This window comes from Roseovarius aestuarii, from assembly GCF_019966515.1.
Taxonomy (GTDB): domain Bacteria; phylum Pseudomonadota; class Alphaproteobacteria; order Rhodobacterales; family Rhodobacteraceae; genus Roseovarius; species Roseovarius aestuarii.
This window is the reverse complement of sequence record NZ_JAIMIB010000018.1, coordinates 85,833-104,058: the sequence shown is the minus strand read 5'-3', so window position 1 is coordinate 104,058 and position 18,226 is coordinate 85,833. Positions and strand designations below refer to the sequence as shown.

The following is an 18,226-nucleotide window of genomic DNA, read 5'->3' as shown; positions in this document are numbered from 1 at the left end:
CCGAATACCGCTTCCGAGCCATCTCCCATCCCTCCTGTGACACACAAATAGTGGCACAGTTCTAAGGGGCTAAGACACCTGACGTCCTGGCTTTAAGTGCTAAGTCACACACGCAGCCTCATTCAATTAATGCAACGGTCCCCGGTATCCCGGGTGCCCGGCATAACAAGAGGATCAGCTACTGCCTCGGCACGTTAGTACGTCAGTACGTCCGTTTGCCTGGGTTTTCATCCGAAGCAATTGTGGTGCCAGACTGTGTTAACCCATTGCGGTTTCAGTTCGCCGGGAGGGGGCGTATCTTCGACGATGAAGGCAATCGCGAATGTTGCCAGTTGCGGCTCGTTGGACATTTCCCGTGACCAAAGACGGCAGAGGTATCTGGCATAGTTCAATGACAACCTGTGCGGACCTTGCTCGTAACTTTGGTCCTCAAGGTTCGACAGAAACTTGCGCCAACGGTCGTTGGCGTAAACGCTGGAAACGACGGCTGGTCGTTCGTCCGATGGTGCGCCCAGGCGCAGGTTGTAAACGTCAACGACGGTGCCATCGACCAATTCACCGCGAATGAATGGCCAGGGGCTCCGGAGCTCGGGATAAGGCGCGAACATCGTCCAATTCTGGTAGAGGCCAAGCGCCTGGCGCGTGGCCGTAAAATATGCCGGCAGTTGGACCCCGGACGTGGGCAACGTCGCGAGGTTCTGGACGGTAATAAATCCAAGCGCTGCGGCTCCAAGTAGGTTTGACGGTCCACTGGTGCGCAACCGCACCTTTCGGAACGGGAGAAGCGCATCAGAGAGGCCTGCGAGGACTGGCCGATTTTCTGCAATCAAGCGATAGACCGCGTCACCGTAACGGCTGAAAGTGCGCCATCTCAACGGTGAAGCCAATGGCCGGAACACTGGTGAGGCGGCCACCAATGTGCACATCGCGGCCCATCTGAGGTGGCTTCCTTCGCCGTTCGTCACGACCCAACTGTTGGTGGTTTCAAGTAAGGGGCCGATTTTTGGATCCTTCTGCGCGGGTTGTATCGGGACACTGCGTAAGAAGAGGACGGTGGTGATTATCCGGCACAGCTTGACGCAGAATTGACAATCTCTATCGTACCAGATTGTAAGATTTCGCTTGCTGGCACTTGCCATTTGATGCTCGATCCGGTCCCAAATCCAACCGGGTAAGAACGTCAGGTTCATGATAATCGAGATGACCGGGAAAAGACCGATTTCAAGACACATCGAAAAGCCGATGTGCATGGTAACAAAGCAAACTATCAACATCGGGCGAAGGAAACGCTGAAACACGGGCGTGAACATCAGGATTGGTCCGATCAGCTCCAGTGACCAGACGTAATAGGTTAGGGCTTGAAGCAGCGACTCGAATTGACGGAACCAGATAGCAAACGGTGTCGCGAAGTAATCTAGGTTCAAAGCGTAATAGACTGCGGTTCCTTCGGGGAACCAGATCGGGTCAGATTTTAACAGTGCGCTGAAGAAGTACATCGACATGCCCTGGATCAACAGTGCCGCCGACCACACCGAAGCATGGCTGTTCCGCACTGATGCGTCGGATGGGTTCAGGGCTGCGTCGACGGAATATCTCGCGCCCAGAGGCAGGAACATTGCCCAGAAGAGCAGTAGAAGCGCGAGGTTATCTTCGCCTGACAGAATAAGCGTGTTCCGGTTTTGCAGCGATAAGAGGAGAAACCAACTGACAAAAGTGGCGAGCCGGGTGCGCCACCCCAGTACCATCGCAAAGGCGGCAGCGCCAGCAATCGCAAAAAGGACGGCTTGGAATGCAGCGGTTCCGTTCGTCAGGTGGATGGAAAACGATGATGTCGATAGAAAATCGATCGCTACGCTTCGGGGCATGATACCGAAATCGGTGTAGTGCGCCGACAGGTCCCGTATCCTGCGAATTTGGTCGGCGATGAGATAGAGGCCAAGCATCACGCGGAACAAGGCCAGAGTTCTTAGATCGACACCGAACAACTCGAGCCAACGCAATCTCCACGAGCTTGACCGAATGTATCCCGTTGCCTCAGTCTTGCTCATCTTCGCCTTGTTGAACCGATACCATTTTGTATTGGAATAAGATCAAAATGGTACCAAATCGTTACTCGACTACTGTTGTAGTTCATAGCGGCTGGTTTGAGAGTAAACCGCAATAGTGATCAATTCTTGAAATTGCGCAGCCACTCCCTGAACGTGCGGCGCCGAAATAGTGACATTGTCACGCGATACAATTTCGGCCAGCTGAAAGCTTCGACCAAAGGCCGTTACCAGCGGGACGGGTCGCGCCAAATAGCCACGTTTCTCTCCAAACTCTTGGCGATAAGGGGGATGGGATAAGTTTCAGCGGAAAACGTCACTAAGGTCAAACGCCGGTCGATCGAATAGATTCAACCATCAGGCCAGAGACACTTGTCACTGCCTGCTTGCAAGTAAAGGAGAAACAAAAGTAGGCAGTTTCAGCAGGTCATCGATTGGCATTGGCTTGCCGAAGAAATAACCTTGCATCTCGGCGCAGTTCTCTGATTTCAGAATCCGGACATGTTCGGCCGTCTCCACTCCTTCACACAGAAATGTCACGCCAAGTCCACGGCAAAGTTCGCCGACAGTGTGTAGGATGGTCCGCGATTTCGGATCGCGGCCGAGGTCCATGATGAATGCTTTGTCGAGCTTGATCTTGTCCAAGGGCATTCTCGAAAGATATGCCATGGAAGAATAACCGGTACCGAAATCGTCAAGAGCCCATTTCACGCCGGGGAAGCGTAGATCGTGCATGATCTCGATAATCGGTTCGATCGAGGTCAGAAAGACGCTCTCGGTGATTTCGAGGCAAAGGCGACTTGGTGGAAGGCCGGTTGCCTTCAAGGTGGCCAAAACATCCGAAATCACTTCCGCATGCATCAACTGAACCCCGGAGACGTTGACGGCCATGGAAGTGTCCGGGGGCATCAATAGTGCGTCTTTCGCAGCCTCCTGCAGCACCCAACGCCCCAACTCGACAATGAAACCGGTGGACTCTGTAATGGGGATGAATTCGTCTGGGAACACCGGGCCAAAGCTTGGACTCTTCCATCTGACCAGCGCTTCAGCACCCGTCAACCGACCGTTGGTCATGCTGTATTGCGGCTGGTACAAGACATGGAATTCCCGGTTCGCCAACGCGTCGGCCATCGCACGCTCGATCGCCCGGAAACGGCTCTGCTTCTTGGATAGCGCTGGATCATGGGTTGATGTGGCGGCGAATGTCGACTTCGCGGTTTCCAGTGCCTCCACCGCCTGCTCGAGTGCCATGTCCGCCGTCGTTTCGTCGTCTTCGGTAACGACCGTGTAGCCGATCCGAACATCCAACTGACCGTTCGTGCCCGCAACGCGATAGGGCGCACGGATGCAGTCGACGATCATCGCCGTCAGCTTGTCGATGACGTCCGCATCGACGGGTTTCTCGGTAAAGATGGCAAAGTTATCCGCGTCCAGCCGCGTGGTCGCTGAGAACCATTCATCCAATGAATTAAGTCGGTTGGACATCTCCGTCAGCACTGCGTCTCCGACGTTCCGTCCTAAGACGACATTGATCGTCCTGAAGCGTTGCAGGTTCAGGGCGAAGACCGCAACCGGCTCGCCAACTTCCAGACGAAGCTTCAGAAATGCCAGAAACGTGCTACGTCTCAACGCACCGGTTAGTTCGTCGTGGTTTGACAGATAGGCAATTTGTCGTTCCTGCTGTTTCGTCTCGGTTACGTCACGCACCATCAGAGTTGCTATGATTGCGACATTGGCATCTGCGTTCTGCGATATCGGCACCTCGAAATGGGACCGTGCGATCGAGAATTCGATTGATCGCATGTGGCCATTCAGGTTGATCGCCATGCTGTGAATCAAGGGGGCCGCTGTGCGAACATCTGAGAGCATCTCCGCCATAACATGTCGGTGTAGTCCCGCAGGTATTGCCAAGCGCCCGGCTCCGTCCACGCCGAAGAGCTGTTCAGCCGACCGGCTATGTCGGATGATCTGGCCTTCCTCGTCGATAATCACAAAGGCATCCGTGCTGTCGTCGAACACCTGTTCCAGCAAGCGCCGAGTGTTGGTGAACTTCGCGCTCGTCTTGCGCTCGTCCCATCTGCTCTTGGTGAGCAAAGTCGCGAGGCGCCACAGCCCGAATGCGATTAGCGAGGGGTAGAGCATGGCACTGGGGACCAGCAGGGAACTTTGGCGGAAGAGACCGAACGCACACGCTTCCACAACCAACAAGATCGCAACGATCGCTACAACGAATGCGACTGGAGAGTGTTTGAGCCGGATATGCAAAAAGCAAAGCAGGATGAACAGCACAATGGTGAGGATCTCGGCCATTAGCCAGCGTGGGTTGAGACCGTATCGGAGCGTTTCTGCGGCAAGCGCATGTACGAGTGGACCCGGAACCACCCCATGGACGGGCACGGCGTATTGATCTCCTAACTCGATTGCGGACGCCCCGACGATGACGGAGCGGCCTTCGAACAGGGCGTCGGGAAATCGGCGTTCTATCACGTCGATAGCTGAAATAACCTGGAAACTCTGTGGACGAATCGAGAAGTCGATTTCGACATTGTGTTTGGCTTCCACGAAATGGCCGGCAATGAGACTGCCCGCCGATGGAATGAATTGGCCATCGATGACATCGCCAAGAGGATAGTTCCGGACCAGGCCCTGCTCGTCGGTGATGACATTTACTAGAGCGGGCCAACTCCTCTCGGCAAATGCGGCGAGAGGGAGATTGTAGTGCCGAACGTCCGAATTCGATATGGAAGAGGGTTGAACGAATGCAGCCAGATAGGTTGTGCCGCCGGCGCGGTCGAGCGCGTCTATGAATGCACGGTCCCCGTCTGTGTCGGACGGAAAATCGAAATCGATATCAAAGAATACGTCTGCCGCGCCGGCATTCGTCAGATTGTCCAAAATGCTGGCGTGGACACCGCGCGACCATGGCCAGGTGCCGACCGCGTCGAGGCTCGAGGCATCGATTGCTACAAAGACGATACTTTCACTGGCGGATTTTGGCGCAAGTGCCATACGAGTGTTGCTAAGGATCCTGTCAAGATCCTGAAACACGCCAAGCTTCTGGGCTGCAAGAGAAACCGCGCAGACAAGTACGGCCGACAAGATTGTATTCAAATGTGTGTGCCGCACGCTGATTCCTAATGGAGCGATATCTTCAAGGTGTGCTTCGAGGTCGGCCAGACCAGCAGCATATTGACATCAAAACTCGCTACCGCCCATTCCCGTTGCCATTACCGTTGCCGTTGCCATTACCGTTGCCGTTGCCATTACCGTTGCCGTTGCCGTTGCCGTTGCCATTACCGTTGCCGTTGCCGTTGCCATTACCGTTGCCGTTGCCGTTGCCATTGCCGTTCCCACCGCCGTTCCCGTTCCCGTTCCCGTTGCCATTGCTGTTCCCGCTGGCGCTACTGCCTTGCCCGGCACCGCTGGCTCCAGCCGCGGCGCCGGCTGACGGACCTTGCGCTCCGGTCCCTGCGCTTGCCTGATTTCCCGCGTAGACAGCCACGGAACCATGGTCATTGCTAACGGTAACAAGCCCGGTATCCACGCGGACATTCGAAACCTGCGGTGTGACGGAGACCTCGAACACGGTGCCCTTGACCACGGCTGCGAGGTGGGGCGTCACGACACTCGTGTGCTGGGTCCGTCGTTTCCTCACAGAGAGAAGCACCGAACCACGCTGCTGAGTGACGAGCGTTTTTCGGCCCGACTTCTGCGAAACCGAAATGGCCGCAAGTGTGTTCGCACGATAGACGATGCTTTCGTCGTTCCGGGTCAAAATGACACGTCCCCGCGGGCCGGTTCGGAGCCAGCTTGCGTTGGGAAGCTCGGTTCCTGCAGTCACTCGGTTCCAAGTTCGCCCGTCAATCGAGACCTCGACAACATTGGACACCTTTTGAACCAACCAGCTAGATGCATGGACGGGTACTGCAAACAAAAAAAACACGGCGATAAGTGCGTTAAGAAGGCGCATCGGGCAAACTCTTTTTTTGACGTTGCATCAGGCATATGACGCAACGGTTAAAGATGCGAAAAACATTGACCCCGAAACGGATCGCAATTTTATTCAAATTCGAAATTACCGGTTTTTGATGTCGTTTTGGCCGTATCGGTTTGGATCCCGTAAAGACGTGGCTATAGTTCAACGCTACATGCACGCCGCATCCACTGTGCAGTCATTGACCAGAGATGGCGCTCGAAGAATCGAGTAGTTTCATAGCTGACGTCGATGCCGCGCTCATGCAGTAAGTTTTCGACTTTGCGCAGGCGACAGCGGAAACCGAACATACATCACTACCACCAGACGAATGATCTCGGTGCTGGTTTTGAAATAGCGGGATGCGGAGCGTTTCGTCATTCGGTGAAGTTACGAAACCGCATGATTAGCCTCATGCCGGCTTAATCTGACAGTGCCTGCCCGGGTATTGTTACGCTGACCGGTCAGTCTGACTAGCTTACACCCTGTTCGCTGTGGAATATATCAAACTCACTCTTTCTGATTTTAGAAACGTGAAGATTTCCTTGGATGAATTAACCGCCTATGGCCAGCTTGTGGTCACGATTTAGACACTATTCCTTTGTTATGTCTTCATTGTTGAAAAAGCGATCGGCTATTGGGAGCCTTCAGAACCATGGTACCGCGCGAGAACTCGGTTGCTATCGTCATGCCCTGTCTGAATGAGGCGGCGACAATTTCATCTTGCGTCAATCGAGCGCACGATGCATTGCGGATGCTTGCAGACCAATACCAGTTGGCAGGTGAAGTCATTGTCGCTGACAACGGCAGCACGGATGGAAGCCAGGAAATCGCGGAAGAGGCTGGCGCCCGGGTGGTCAACATATCTCAACGCGGCTACGGGGCGGCACTGATTGGCGGATTTTCCGCGACCAATGCCTCTTATCTGGTCATGGGAGATAGCGACTGTTCTTATGACTTTGTTGAAGCTGTTCCCATGATCAAGTGCCTCATGGATGGCGCTGATCTATGCATGGGGAACCGGTTTCGTGGAGAGATCAAGCCAGGCGCAATGCCCTGGAAGAACCGTTATATAGGTAACCCCGCCCTTTCGGGCGTGCTTCGTTTTCTGTTCCGTACGAAGATAGGAGATGCGCATTGCGGTCTTCGTGCCATCAAGAAAGATGCGTTGGACCAGCTCAGTCTCTCATCCACGGGCATGGAATTCGCATCTGAGATGCTCCTGAAATCGGTGTTGCAACAGTTTTCCATTGCCGAGGTGCCGGTAACGCTTTCGCCCGACCGGCGTGGCCGCGCTCCTCATCTGAACCCTTGGCGCGATGGTTTGAGGCATCTGGTCTATATGCTTTTGCTCAGCCCGACCTGGCTGTTCCTGGCACCCGCTCTGTTTCTATTTTCCGTTGGTTTCGCCATCACCGTAATGCTGCAACTTGGCGGTGATGCAGAAATGGTCTGGATTGGCGGCTACAGATTTGGTGATCACTGGGCGGTCGTTGCCAGTGCATCGATGATCCTGGCCACTCAGGCGATCGTGTTTTGGATGGCTGCGCTGATGGGCAGTTTTCGTGACGGTTTACTGGTACCAACGGAAAGAGCGCGATATTGGCTTGGTTTTTCCCGGCTTCAGTACTGGATGCTCGCGGGCGCTTCATTGACCCTAGTTGGTTTGTTTTGGGCCGGCACAGTCACCACAGGCTGGATCAATTCAAATTTCGCGGCGTTGAATGAGATACGCACTCTGATCGCCGCATTCACCATGATCATCATTGGTGTGCAGGTATTTTTCTCAGGTTTTCTTCTTTCCATGATCGCCGGGAACAGGTCACGCCACTCTGCCGTCTTACCCGAATTCGAGAGCCAGACACCCAGCCCTGCCATTCCACCGCTCAATCAGCCGGCATGATGTTCCTGCGATCAGGTATGTTTCTGCTTCTGTCACTAATCCTGGTGATCTGCGCCGTCGTCTGGAGCGGTCTGGATCTGCGCAATTTGCTGCATCGATTGATCGAAGCGCCTCATTGGCTGCTGTTATGCTTTATTGTGCTGACAGGTATTCAGATCACTATATCGGCGATCAAGTGGCGAATAGTCGTAAACCAGCTAACGCCTGAAACAAGCCCCCCGGGGTTTTCGTTTTTTTTGACATGCTCATCAGCTTCGGCACTGCTGTCGCAGCTCTTGACCACCTATGTATCTTCGGTTGTGGTCAGGGGTTGGGCGGGCCGTAGGTTTCACGGTATTCCCATCACGCGCGGTGCAGGCAGTTCGGTATTTGAACAACTCTTTGACGTTGTTGTGTTGATGTGCATCGCCATCGGAACTCTGATCACCTGGATTGTGGGCGGCGGAGCGTTGACATGGGTTTTGTTTGTGACTCTTTTTGTCGTACTCGGCATGCTGGCTTCAACCCGCTTAAACCATATCATCCCCGTTTTGCGTCAGCTTCACCCCAAGCTTTCCGGGCACGAGGCCCTGCTAGACGATTGTGGCATCGCGCGAATATGTTCTGGGCCAACTGTGTCGGCGCTCTACGGGTTGTCGGTCCTGCGATACTTGGTAATGCTTGCAAGGGCCCCGCTGATCGTGATCGCCCTTGGCTATTCGATATCGTCACTGGACGCGGCACAAGGCTTTACAATTGTTCAGACGACGCAGCTTGCAGCGTTCACGCCAGGAAATCTTGGACTGCAAGAATGGGGCTGGTCAGGCGTGTTAGCCTTCTTGGGTTACGGATTTGAAAAACCTTTGGAATTCGCACTGGCGCTGCGCGTCATGGGATTGACCAGCATGATTATCGTAACCCCTCTTTTGATGGCCCCGGTATTTTCGGCACGAAAGGCAATGGCATGACGGAACCATTGCAGTCGCAAGCGACCATTGTGGTCGTTGCCCGAAATGCCGAACATACGATCGGAATTTGCATGGGGTCGCTCAATCGCCAGAGCCACCCCCCGACCAAAGTCATTCTGGTTGATGACGGATCAACGGACGCCACGGTCGAAATTGCCAAGAACGCCTATCCGGGGCTGGACGTCATCTCCAGTCCAACGCGCTCGATCAGCAAGAACCGAAACGTGGGATGGCAATCGGCAGAAACGGAATTTGTTGCGTTTCTGGATGCCGATTGCGAAGCGCCTCCCGCTTGGCTCGAAAACCTGCTGGCTGCGGCTGCAAAGCTTGATGTGGCAGCCGTGGGCGGAGGTAACAAACCACCAGCCGGCCAAAGTAGTCATTACGATGCGCTGGCGATAATGTTGGCGTCTCATTTGGGTTCGCGCGGGTCGCTGCAAGGGCAAGTTCCGTCGACTGAGGCGGTTGTGCCGCATATTCCAACTCTCAATATACTTTATAGCAAAACCACGCTTGAACAGGTTGGCGGTTTTGATCCCCGTTTTGCCCGTATGGGCGAGGACGAGGATCTGTCGCGCCGGTTGCGTGACATGGGGCATTCGCTGGTTGCGATCCCGGATGCGGTTGTCGTGCACCATCAACGCGCCGACCTGCATAGTTGGGCAAAGAACATGTATGCCTATGGAAAGGGCAGGACATGGCTGATCAGGCGCCATCCGAATGCCTGGTCACCGGTTTTTCTCATCCCTCCGCTGGCTATTCTACTCCTGCCCTTCTATCTGATTTGCATCGCTGCGGTTTCGTTGGCTTTGTGCCTTAAGGCCAGGCGGCCTTCACTCTGGATACGACTAACGGTCTTGTTTTCAGCCACGCATCTGCCTTACGGGTTAGGTCAGATTGTCGGGCTCATTAAGCGAGGCGACAACCGGGAAGCATGCCGCAAACGCTATCGCGTTGGGATGGTAGCCTTGAAAAATGCAGGCAACAAAGGCGATGAGGCGATCCTGTGTGCCGTTTCCGACCGCATGGAAAAACTCCTGTCGCGGCCGGACTGCATGATAGATCCTTATCTGATCGCGTTCGGACCCAGCGGGCTTGACGTCCGCCCCTTACCGGCCTGTAAAAACGCGCGGGAGCGCGTCATTCTGGACGCGCTGGCACCCGCGCGCACCTCGCGGTCGGTTCGACCTCTCGATCTTGTGTCCGATGCAATGCGCAGCCTGCTAGTGTTTTCCGGATTTCAAGGAATATTCATCTCGGGCGGGCAGTGGCTTCATGATCTGAGTCTACCAAAGCATATTGTCATCTGTTCACTGTTTGCCTTCGCGCGGGTTTTTCGCACACGCGTCGGCGTGTTTTGTATCGGCGTCGGACCGTTGCGGCGGGGCCTGTCACGGTGGTTGACGCGACGGGCATTGGGCCACGGGTCGCTCGTTGTCACCCGCGACGATGCCTCGACGAAGTTGCTGCGTGATTGCGGCTTGCAACACGCAAGCACTGCTGCCGATCCTGCGCTTCTTCTGCCAACCTCATCGGTCGCGACATCCAAGAACCGCATACTGATCTCGCCATGCGCATGGGCGAATTTCGAAAACATATACGCTTTGGATCAGGCCAAGATTGACGAGAGCTTTCAGAACTGGACCAAGCTGGTGACTCGACTGATCGCAGACGGGTATGAATTGGCGATGCTGCCGACGATGAACCCGGAAGATCGGGTATTCGCCGAGCAGATCATCCTGAGGACGGGTAACAGCATCGAGTGTATCGAAACCGAACACCTCAGTCCTTCGCAGGTGCAGGGCCACATTGCAGCGTCGTCAGCGCTCATCTCGATGCGGCTACATCCAGTGATTTTTGCCTCAAATTGCAACACGCGGTTTGTTGCCCTCAACTACGCCGCGAAGGTTCGCGCCTTTTGCCACCAAGCCGGATTTGATGATCAGGTCGTCGAACTGGATGATCCGTGCTGGGCGGATGAAGTGCTGAAAAAGCTTGGCCGGTCGCCGGAACATGTCAGCGATGCTTCCTCTGCGCGCACGACACAAATTGACGCTTTGAACGATGGTTATCATGTGCTGGAACAATGGCTGTTGCGCATAGAGTCAACACGGAAACCCGTACAGAAAGAGGGAGCAACGCAATGCGCATCGCTTTCGTAAACCCGCCGCTCAGAGACTGGCGCTTTTCCAGATCTCAGCGCAGCCCGGGCGTAATTAAGTCCGGAACCCTATATTACCCCTACTGGTTAGCGCACGCGACTGCGTTGGCAATGTCCAGAGGTCACGACTGCCTTCTGTTGGATTGTGCCGCCGACGAGCTTTCGCGCCAGGATACCATCGAAAGGCTCAAGGAATTCGACGCCGGGCTGATTGTGATCGAAACGTCGACACCCAGCGTGAACCACGACCTTGAAACCGTAGATCTGTTTAAAGCCGCCCTGCCAAATGCCAGCTTCTGCTGCACGGGAACCCACGTGACCGCAAAATGGGAGGCGGCGCTGAACCAAAGCAGCGCGTTGGATTTCGTTGCAATTGGTGAATATGACTACACGATCTCCGAGCTTGCGGAAGCGTTGGAACAGGATCAACCCACCGCATCGGTCGATGGATTAGCCTGGCGGTCTGCTTCAGGCCCCGAGCGAAGCCAGAATCGAGAATTGATCAGCGATATGGATGCGCTGCCCTGGATCGCGCCCGTCTACAAGCAATTCCTGACGCCTCAAAACTATCTCTTCACTATCGCAAACCAACCGATGGTCATGTTGATCGGCGGCCGCGGGTGTAAGGCGCGTTGCTTTTTCTGCGTCTATCCGCAGGTGATGCACGGTCACAGCTATCGCTGCCGCTCTGCCGAGGATGTCGTGAACGAGATGAAATGGATTCAGGACAACATGCCTGAGGTGCAGGAGATTGTTTTTGAGGACGATACGTTCACCTCGGACCGAGCCCGCGCTCAGGAAATTGCCAGGTTGGTCAAAGAGGCGGGCATCACGCTGCCATGGTTCGCCAACATTCGTGTCAATGTCGACTACGAGACACTGAAAGCCCTGAAAGAAGCCGGTCTCCGTCAATGTGCGACTGGTTTTGAATCGGGTGACCAGACCCTGCTGATTAACATGCGCAAAGGGCAAACCCTGCAGCACCAGAAAGAGTTCATGGAAAATTGCCGGAAACTAGGCATTCTCGTCCATGGTTGTTTCATGGTCGGGTTTCCGGGGGAAACGAAAGAAACGCTTGCCAAGACACTTGGGCTCGCCAAAGAGCTTAATCCCGACAGCGCGCAGTTCTACCCGGTTATGCCCTACCCCGGCACCGGTGCCTATGATTGGGCCGAAGAGGGTGGCTATCTTGCGACCACAAACTTCGATGAATGGCTGAACCCTGACGGCGGGCACAGATGCGTTCTGGATCTGCCGGGCCTGTCGCCAAAAGATCTTGAAGATTTTTGCGAATACGCAGTGCGTAAGTTTCACTTCCGTCCCAGTTACATGGTGCGAAAGGCGATACAGGCCGTGACAAATCCTAAAGAGGGTCTGAGATCGGTCAACGCGTTCAGAAATTTCCTGATTTCGATTGTGCGTGGCGACAAGGCCGTGACCAGCGTCCTGCCCCCCAAGCAGACCGACATTGACGACGCCTGGAACGCCCGAACAAGAGTACCGCGCGGTAGAATGGAGTTGATCAACGGAAAGAGCAGCCAGATAAAACGCGCCAGTTGAGTAGCAATTTGGATATTACAAACACAGCATATACCAGTTCTGGCGCTGCTGACGGTTTGTCGGCGCGCTTCCATTGGGTAATTACGGTCGCGCTATGCGCCAAGCTTTGTCTGTTACTGATACTTGCGTACAACACCCAATTCGTCATGGACGAATTCTGGCAGTTTGGTCAGTCCAAATACCTCGGCGACGGCTTTTTTGACACTATCTGGCCAGCAAAGGCCGTGGGCTACGCGGTTTTTTACAAACCGGCTCATTGGTTGGGCTGGGATGCACCCTCCTCACTATTGCTCGGTCGCCTGCAAACTGCGCTGCTGGCTTTCGGAACACTGGGGCTTTTATTCGCGATCGCACGCGCGCTTGGGCAAACCCGGCTGCAGGCGCTACTGGTCATCGTGCTGGTTTTGAGTTTTTCGACCTTCATCGAGCGGATTTTCCGAACACGCTCTGAACCTTTGGCGCTGTTTTTTGCAACCGCCGCACTCTATTGGGTCGTGTCCCGCGACACTGAGCGCAGAAAAACGATCCTGATTGCCGGGTGCCTAAGCGGGCTGTCCTTTCTTGCAACGCAAAAGGCAGTGTATTTCAATTTTTCTCTCGGGCTTGGGCTGGGCGTGGCGGCACTCTCCAGGGGGGGCCTCATCGCCGCCCTTCATCAGGGTGCGATCCTGATCGCAGGATGGGGGATACCCGTTCTTGTATATTGTTTTGTGTTCGGCGGTTGGGAAGCCCACACGATCTTTGCATCCCTTTTCAAAGGCCCCGTGGAAGTCGCCACCAACGGTCATTCCTACTATGCCGGACTGGAAACATTTTATGTGCAGACGGTTGGACGAAATCTTATTCCCTATCTACTCGCTGCCTTTGGCTTGGCGATCAGCGCTTACAAGTGGCGGACGCTGATACCGGCTCAGAAAATTGCGCTGATCTCTACCTCGGTGATGATTGTTCTGATCGCCCGTCACAATCAGCCATGGCCTTATGTCTTTATCATGGTGATCCCATTCCTGACTCTGTGGGCACCGGCTACGCTGGATATCATGAAGGGCCATAAAACGGGGACCAAATTGATCTATATGCTGTGGGCCGTTGCAATCCTCGTAAGCTTCATCCGGAACGTATCTTACATCGAAAATGACAATCGGGCGGGGCTCGAGATTATGCGGCAGGCGGAAAGCCTGCTGGACCCGGGCGAAACCTATTTTGATGGGATCGGGATGCTGTCAAATTTCAGGGAATCCCAACGTAGATGGCTCGACGCAAGGCAGGTCCACATCGCAAATTCAGACGGGGAGCGCTCTGACGTGATGACAAAATTGCGTGCAGCGCCACCGCATCTCATCATTGACAGTTACAGAACCCAGAATCTGAGTGATCTACTGAGGCCGCTTTTGGAACATTCATATGTTCGAATTTCTCCCAACATTCAGGTTCCGGGAGCACGTATTTCGAACGCGCGAGAAGTAACATTCAACGTGCCTTTGGAACAGGAGTTCGGTTTGTTTGACAAAACAGGAAAGCCTGTACAAACGACCTTGCTGGTGGAAGGCAGGCCGGTGCGGGTTCCCTTTTTGCTGAAGCCGGGTCCAATTCGTTTAAGGCTGGATGAAGGCGCCGACTGGCCGTTGTTTCTGCTACCTGGTCACAAAACCTATTCTAACCTTCATCTGGAAATGGTGCCGGTTCCGATTTTCGAAGGGGTTTACACCTTTTGACAACCCTGATGGTTGCGAGAATGCGGGCTCCATAAGCGCTGAGGTTAGACGATTTTTGTTTGATACCAATGTCTGAGAACACCTGTCATGCAAGTGCGGTAGCGCACCTGAATGAGACGACGGCACACGGTGGCCAGTCGCCGCGGCACAATCATGTAGCCAACCCTAACCTATTTCCAGAGGCGACGCCTCAGGACCTCTGATGATTGGTTCAAGCTCTTCCCACTGATTGCTGCAAAAGGCACGAATGTTGGGTGTTGTGCGCATGCCAGCAGTCCTCGAAAGCTACGGGTTCAGAATTTGCGCCACGGTGACACTGACGTCCCCGTGGCGCGTTTCGTTGGGCCAATGCACCCAATGGTCAGAAAAGGAAGCTGTCCGCATCAAGATTGCGGATGTCGACGTTCTCGAGAGTGACCTGCGTGCCCGCGTGATCATTGATCACGACGTTGTCGCCGACCTGCACGATGTGATTGTCAGCAAGGTCATCAAAGTCGGTGATGTTCGATACACCGCTCAGGCTGATGGTGTCTTCATCCGGATCGAAATCCATGATCTTGTCTTGACCATCGTGGTCCTCGAAGACGAAAACGTCCGCGCCATCTCCACCAGCCATAACATCGTTACCCTTGCCAGCGGCAATGGTGTTGTCTTCCGCATTTCCGAAAATTTCGTCTGCGAACTCCGTGCCGATGACGTTTTCGAAATCGTTGGCGATGACAGTTGCACCACCAGTCTTGATCTCGCCATTTTGCGACAGGCCGTGCCCCCCGTCATTTTCAATGTCCAGATCGACCTTAGCGGCATAAGCAAGTTCGCTCAGGTCCAGCGTATCACCGGTCTTTTCATCGCCACCTTCCAGCACGATGTCGATCCGGTTGGCCACATCGCCCACCAGTTCGGCAGTATCATCGCCACCACCGAAGTTGGTGACGATCTTCTCGACCTTTTTGATGTCCAGTTGGAAAAGTCCGTTGACGGTCTGATCGTTCAGCTCGGTCCGGGCAAAGGTGATGCCCTTCCCGGCCTCTTCGAACCGCGCTGTGTCATCGTTTTGCAGATCGTCGTTGATCAGATCGGTGAAGAAGTTGACCTCGGTCGTGTCATGCCCCTTGCCGCCATTCATCCGATCGGAGCCGTCTCCGTTGTTCCAGACCAGCAGGTCGTCACCGCTGCCGCCGCGCATTTTGTCGTCGCCCTTGTTACCGATGATGGTGTCATCACCAGCCAGCCCGGAGAGCCGATCGTTGCCCAGGCCGCCTGAAATCACGTTGTCTTCGGCATTGCCCTTGACGACGTCCTTGAAATCGGTGCCGATTACGTTTTCAAAATCGTTGGCAATGACCTTTGCGCCACCGGTCTTGACCTCACCATACTGCGATAGGCCGCGACCGCCGTTATATTTGACATCCAGGTCGACCTTTGCACCGGCGGCAAGTTCGCTGAGGTCCAGCGTGTCGCCAGCCTCGTCCGCACCTCCCTCCAGGGTGATATCGATCTCTTTGGCGACATTCCCGACCAACTCGGCGGTATCATCGCCGCCACCGAAATTCACCTCGAGCGCCTCAATCTCGGCGATGTCCAGTTCAAAGAGACCGTTGACGGCCTGTCCGTTCAGTTCGGTCCGGGCGAAGCTGATGCCGTCCGCCGAGGTCTGGATACGCGCTGTGTCCTGGTTTTGCAGATCCTCATTGACCAGATCGGTAAAGAAATTCACCTGGGTCTTGTCATAGCCCTCACCGCCACGCATCAGGTCAGATCCGTCGCCGTTGTTCCACACCAGCAGGTCATCGCCTTGGTCGCCCAGCATGATGTCATCGCCTTTGTTGCCGATCACGGTGTCGTTGCCTTTGCCGCCGCTCATCGCGTCCACACCGTTTCCGCCAGACATGACATCATAGCCGCGACCGCCGAGCATGATGTCGATGCCATCCCCGCCGTCCATTGTGTCGTCACCCGACAGGCCAAGCAACACGTCATCGCCTGCAAGCCCTTTCATGCTGTCGTGGCCAAATGTACCGATCAGAAAATCATTGTCGTCAGTACCGGTGATTTCGGCAACATTCCTCTTGGCTGCTTCGGGACCTTTCGAAATATCCTTTTGGGTTTTGATTTTCGTGGTCATTTTCTATTCCTCTCAATCAACTGGTTACGTAGGGAGGGTTGGAAAAGACGGGCCAACACAAAAGCGCATCGGGTAGTCGAAGGTGATACGGTCATCATGTCGGTTCCTCCCTTCAGGAACGCAGATGCAATTTTAAGCTGCATGGCTAAACGTTCATGTCCGGATTACGCGCGCCCACGGTGGATTATTCTCATCTTTGAAAATTTCTTTGATGCCGCGCCAATCAGGTTGGCCGCCTCGGCCTGTTTGATGGACGATGCGCTATGGGAAATAACTAGCTGGCACCTAACGCCCATCCATATCTGAAGGGATTTCCCAACCCTGATCAGGTTGTGTTTCATCAGTCAGAATCCATTGCGCCGGTTTGATCAGAGTGTCAGCTGAAGCAGGACCGTGCCCGGTACAGCGCGCCGGGCATCTCGGAAACTAGTCCAAGATAGGATCGTGCGCCTATGCCTGATCCGCAGCGGAACGAGCGATCAGGGTGAGATCATCGCGGTCCTCGTCGCCAATGATGACGAAATTCGCGTTCCGCGCGCCCCAGCTCACCATATCGAACGCGCCGATATTCTTTTCCTGAAATCCGTCACGCGGGGCGTCGGACTGGATCAGGCACAGGGCGATCACGCGTTTTTCGGCATCCGTATACATAAGTTGCGATACCGGCTTGCCAGCAGCGACCAGCAAGCGCGCACCCTGAAAGGTCAGTCCATGCGTGGTCAAGTCGGGAATGCGCACCTCGGCCCCGACCGACTTCGTTAACCAGGTCCGGATGTGGTCGGCCTCGGCTGCAGGCACCTCCACGAGATGCCGGCCCTGGCCTGCATAGACGCGGTGGTAGTCGGCGATATCAGCCAGCCAGCCGGGGGCCGCAGCAATCTGCTGGCCCTGCGAAAGACCGGTGAAATAGCCCGCACCGCCGCCAATCGCCAGCACGACCAATGCCGCGATGGTGCTCAGCCAGTTGAATACAGACGGCGTGCCGGTTTCATTCGCAGCGCGCTGCCCGGACGGAGCGTTCCGAATGGTGGCCGCCAGTTCCAGTGGAACCGGCTCGTCTAGGATCGCCGCGAACTCTTCCTGCGCCACCACATCCGCGGCCTTCAGTGCTTCAAGCTCGGCCTGAAGTGCCGGATCATCGGCGAGGGCTTTTTCGATCTCCCGTGCTTCGGCCTCCGGCAATTCACCGTCCAGGAACGCGCTTAGTTTGTCTGTGTAGTCGGTCACGTGCTCGCTCCTGTGGGTTCGGCAATCTGCGCGGCCAGGGTTCTCCGCGCTCTGTGTATGCGACTCATGACTGTGCCGATCGGAATATCGAACAGCTCGGCGGCCTCGGCATAGCTGTAGCCTTCAACCGATATGGTGAGCAGGACAGCGGACAACTCTTCCGGCAGCATGTAGATCTGCTTGCGAAGCTCGGTTACGGCCGCCGCCGTTTCACCTGTCTCATGGGTGACCAGCTCGTGGCTCTCGTCTGCCGGGACGTGACCCTGGCCCAACCGAACCGTTCGCTTACGCATTTCGCTGATCCACAGGTTCCGGGTGATCCGGAACATCCACCGATCAAGCGGCTGCGCCGGATCCCATTGATGTGCACGGCTGAGCGCGCGCAGGCACGCCTCCTGAACAAGGTCATCCGCTTCGGGAACCGAACGGGTCAACGACCGGGCAAACCGTCTGAGCCGTGGTAAGAGCGCGATCAGCTCGCGCTTGAGATCGGTCAATGCGTGGTCCTCTCTCACATCTACGCCTCGCGTGTACGTGGTATCGTCTCTCACCGTGGTGACAGGCGCAAGA

11 protein-coding genes and 1 pseudogene are annotated in these 18,226 nt (G+C 55.1%); 5 read left to right on the top strand and 7 right to left on the bottom strand.

All coding sequences use genetic code 11. From position 1 onward, the window contains the following. Positions 1-227: 227 nt before the first annotated feature. The 4 genes and pseudogenes from LC334_RS18630 to LC334_RS18615 all read right to left on the bottom strand — a co-directional run. Complete coding sequence (locus LC334_RS18630) at positions 228-1,946, bottom strand: DCC1-like thiol-disulfide oxidoreductase family protein (protein ID WP_223413072.1); 1,719 nt, start codon at positions 1,944-1,946, stop codon at positions 228-230. A gap of 474 nt (positions 1,947-2,420) precedes the next feature. Beyond that, positions 2,421-5,144, bottom strand: coding sequence for an EAL domain-containing protein (locus tag LC334_RS18625; protein WP_176237754.1), 2,724 nt, complete (start codon positions 5,142-5,144; stop codon positions 2,421-2,423). Between the two features lie 106 nt (positions 5,145-5,250). Then, complete coding sequence (locus tag LC334_RS18620) at positions 5,251-6,015, bottom strand: FecR domain-containing protein (protein ID WP_085801893.1); 765 nt, start codon at positions 6,013-6,015, stop codon at positions 5,251-5,253. Between the two features lie 182 nt (positions 6,016-6,197). Next, positions 6,198-6,399, bottom strand: a pseudogene (locus LC334_RS18615) (IS6 family transposase); the annotation flags it as partial. A gap of 274 nt (positions 6,400-6,673) precedes the next feature. Here LC334_RS18615 and LC334_RS18610 point away from each other — a divergent pair. The 5 genes from LC334_RS18610 to LC334_RS18590 all read left to right on the top strand — a co-directional run bounded on the left by LC334_RS18610 (position 6,674) and on the right by LC334_RS18590 (position 14,304). Next, positions 6,674-7,921, top strand: coding sequence for a glycosyltransferase family 2 protein (locus LC334_RS18610; protein ID WP_085801892.1), 1,248 nt, complete (start codon positions 6,674-6,676; stop codon positions 7,919-7,921). A gap of 17 nt (positions 7,922-7,938) precedes the next feature. Beyond that, positions 7,939-8,868 carry a lysylphosphatidylglycerol synthase transmembrane domain-containing protein gene (locus LC334_RS18605; protein ID WP_176237753.1) on the top strand — a complete coding sequence of 310 codons (930 nt, stop codon included), beginning with the start codon at positions 7,939-7,941 and terminating at the stop codon, positions 8,866-8,868. Further along, the gene (locus LC334_RS18600) at positions 8,865-11,030 is read left to right on the top strand and encodes a glycosyltransferase (RefSeq protein WP_085801890.1); all 2,166 of its coding nucleotides are present in this window, start codon (positions 8,865-8,867) and stop codon (positions 11,028-11,030) included. The genes LC334_RS18605 and LC334_RS18600 overlap by 4 nt, the downstream gene beginning before the upstream one ends. Then, complete coding sequence (locus LC334_RS18595) at positions 10,955-12,589, top strand: B12-binding domain-containing radical SAM protein (protein WP_085801889.1); 1,635 nt, start codon at positions 10,955-10,957, stop codon at positions 12,587-12,589. The genes LC334_RS18600 and LC334_RS18595 overlap by 76 nt, the downstream gene beginning before the upstream one ends. A 146-nt stretch (positions 12,590-12,735) precedes the next feature. Then, the gene (locus tag LC334_RS18590; protein ID WP_085801888.1) at positions 12,736-14,304 is read left to right on the top strand and encodes a DUF7055 domain-containing protein; all 1,569 of its coding nucleotides are present in this window, start codon (positions 12,736-12,738) and stop codon (positions 14,302-14,304) included. A 361-nt stretch (positions 14,305-14,665) separates the two neighbouring features. On the opposite strand, the gene LC334_RS18585 is transcribed toward LC334_RS18590, so the two are convergent. The 3 genes from LC334_RS18585 to LC334_RS18575 all read right to left on the bottom strand — a co-directional run bounded on the left by LC334_RS18585 (position 14,666) and on the right by LC334_RS18575 (position 18,153). Then, positions 14,666-16,429, bottom strand: a complete 1,764-nt coding sequence (locus tag LC334_RS18585; protein ID WP_139836486.1) for a calcium-binding protein — start codon at positions 16,427-16,429, stop codon at positions 14,666-14,668. Between the two features lie 450 nt (positions 16,430-16,879). Then, positions 16,880-17,656: an anti-sigma factor family protein gene (locus LC334_RS18580; protein ID WP_085801887.1), complete on the bottom strand. Its 777-nt coding sequence runs from the start codon at positions 17,654-17,656 to the stop codon at positions 16,880-16,882. After that, the gene (locus LC334_RS18575) at positions 17,653-18,153 is read right to left on the bottom strand and encodes an RNA polymerase sigma factor (RefSeq protein ID WP_223413068.1); all 501 of its coding nucleotides are present in this window, start codon (positions 18,151-18,153) and stop codon (positions 17,653-17,655) included. Before LC334_RS18575 ends, LC334_RS18580 begins: the two co-directional genes overlap by 4 nt. Between the last annotated feature and the right edge of the window lie 73 nt (positions 18,154-18,226).

What these genes read in the sequence shown, in the direction of transcription:
- LC334_RS18595 (WP_085801889.1), top strand. Translation starts at nt 10,955, where the DNA reads ATGGCTGTTGCGCATAGAGTCAACACGGAAACCCGTACAGAAAGAGGG.
- LC334_RS18620 (WP_085801893.1), bottom strand. Translation starts at nt 6,015, where the DNA reads ATGCGCCTTCTTAACGCACTTATCGCCGTGTTTTTTTTGTTTGCAGTA.
- LC334_RS18585 (WP_139836486.1), bottom strand. Translation starts at nt 16,429, where the DNA reads ATGACCACGAAAATCAAAACCCAAAAGGATATTTCGAAAGGTCCCGAA.
- LC334_RS18610 (WP_085801892.1), top strand. Translation starts at nt 6,674, where the DNA reads ATGGTACCGCGCGAGAACTCGGTTGCTATCGTCATGCCCTGTCTGAAT.
- LC334_RS18600 (WP_085801890.1), top strand. Translation starts at nt 8,865, where the DNA reads ATGACGGAACCATTGCAGTCGCAAGCGACCATTGTGGTCGTTGCCCGA.
- LC334_RS18590 (WP_085801888.1), top strand. Translation starts at nt 12,736, where the DNA reads ATGGACGAATTCTGGCAGTTTGGTCAGTCCAAATACCTCGGCGACGGC.
- LC334_RS18605 (WP_176237753.1), top strand. Translation starts at nt 7,939, where the DNA reads ATGTTTCTGCTTCTGTCACTAATCCTGGTGATCTGCGCCGTCGTCTGG.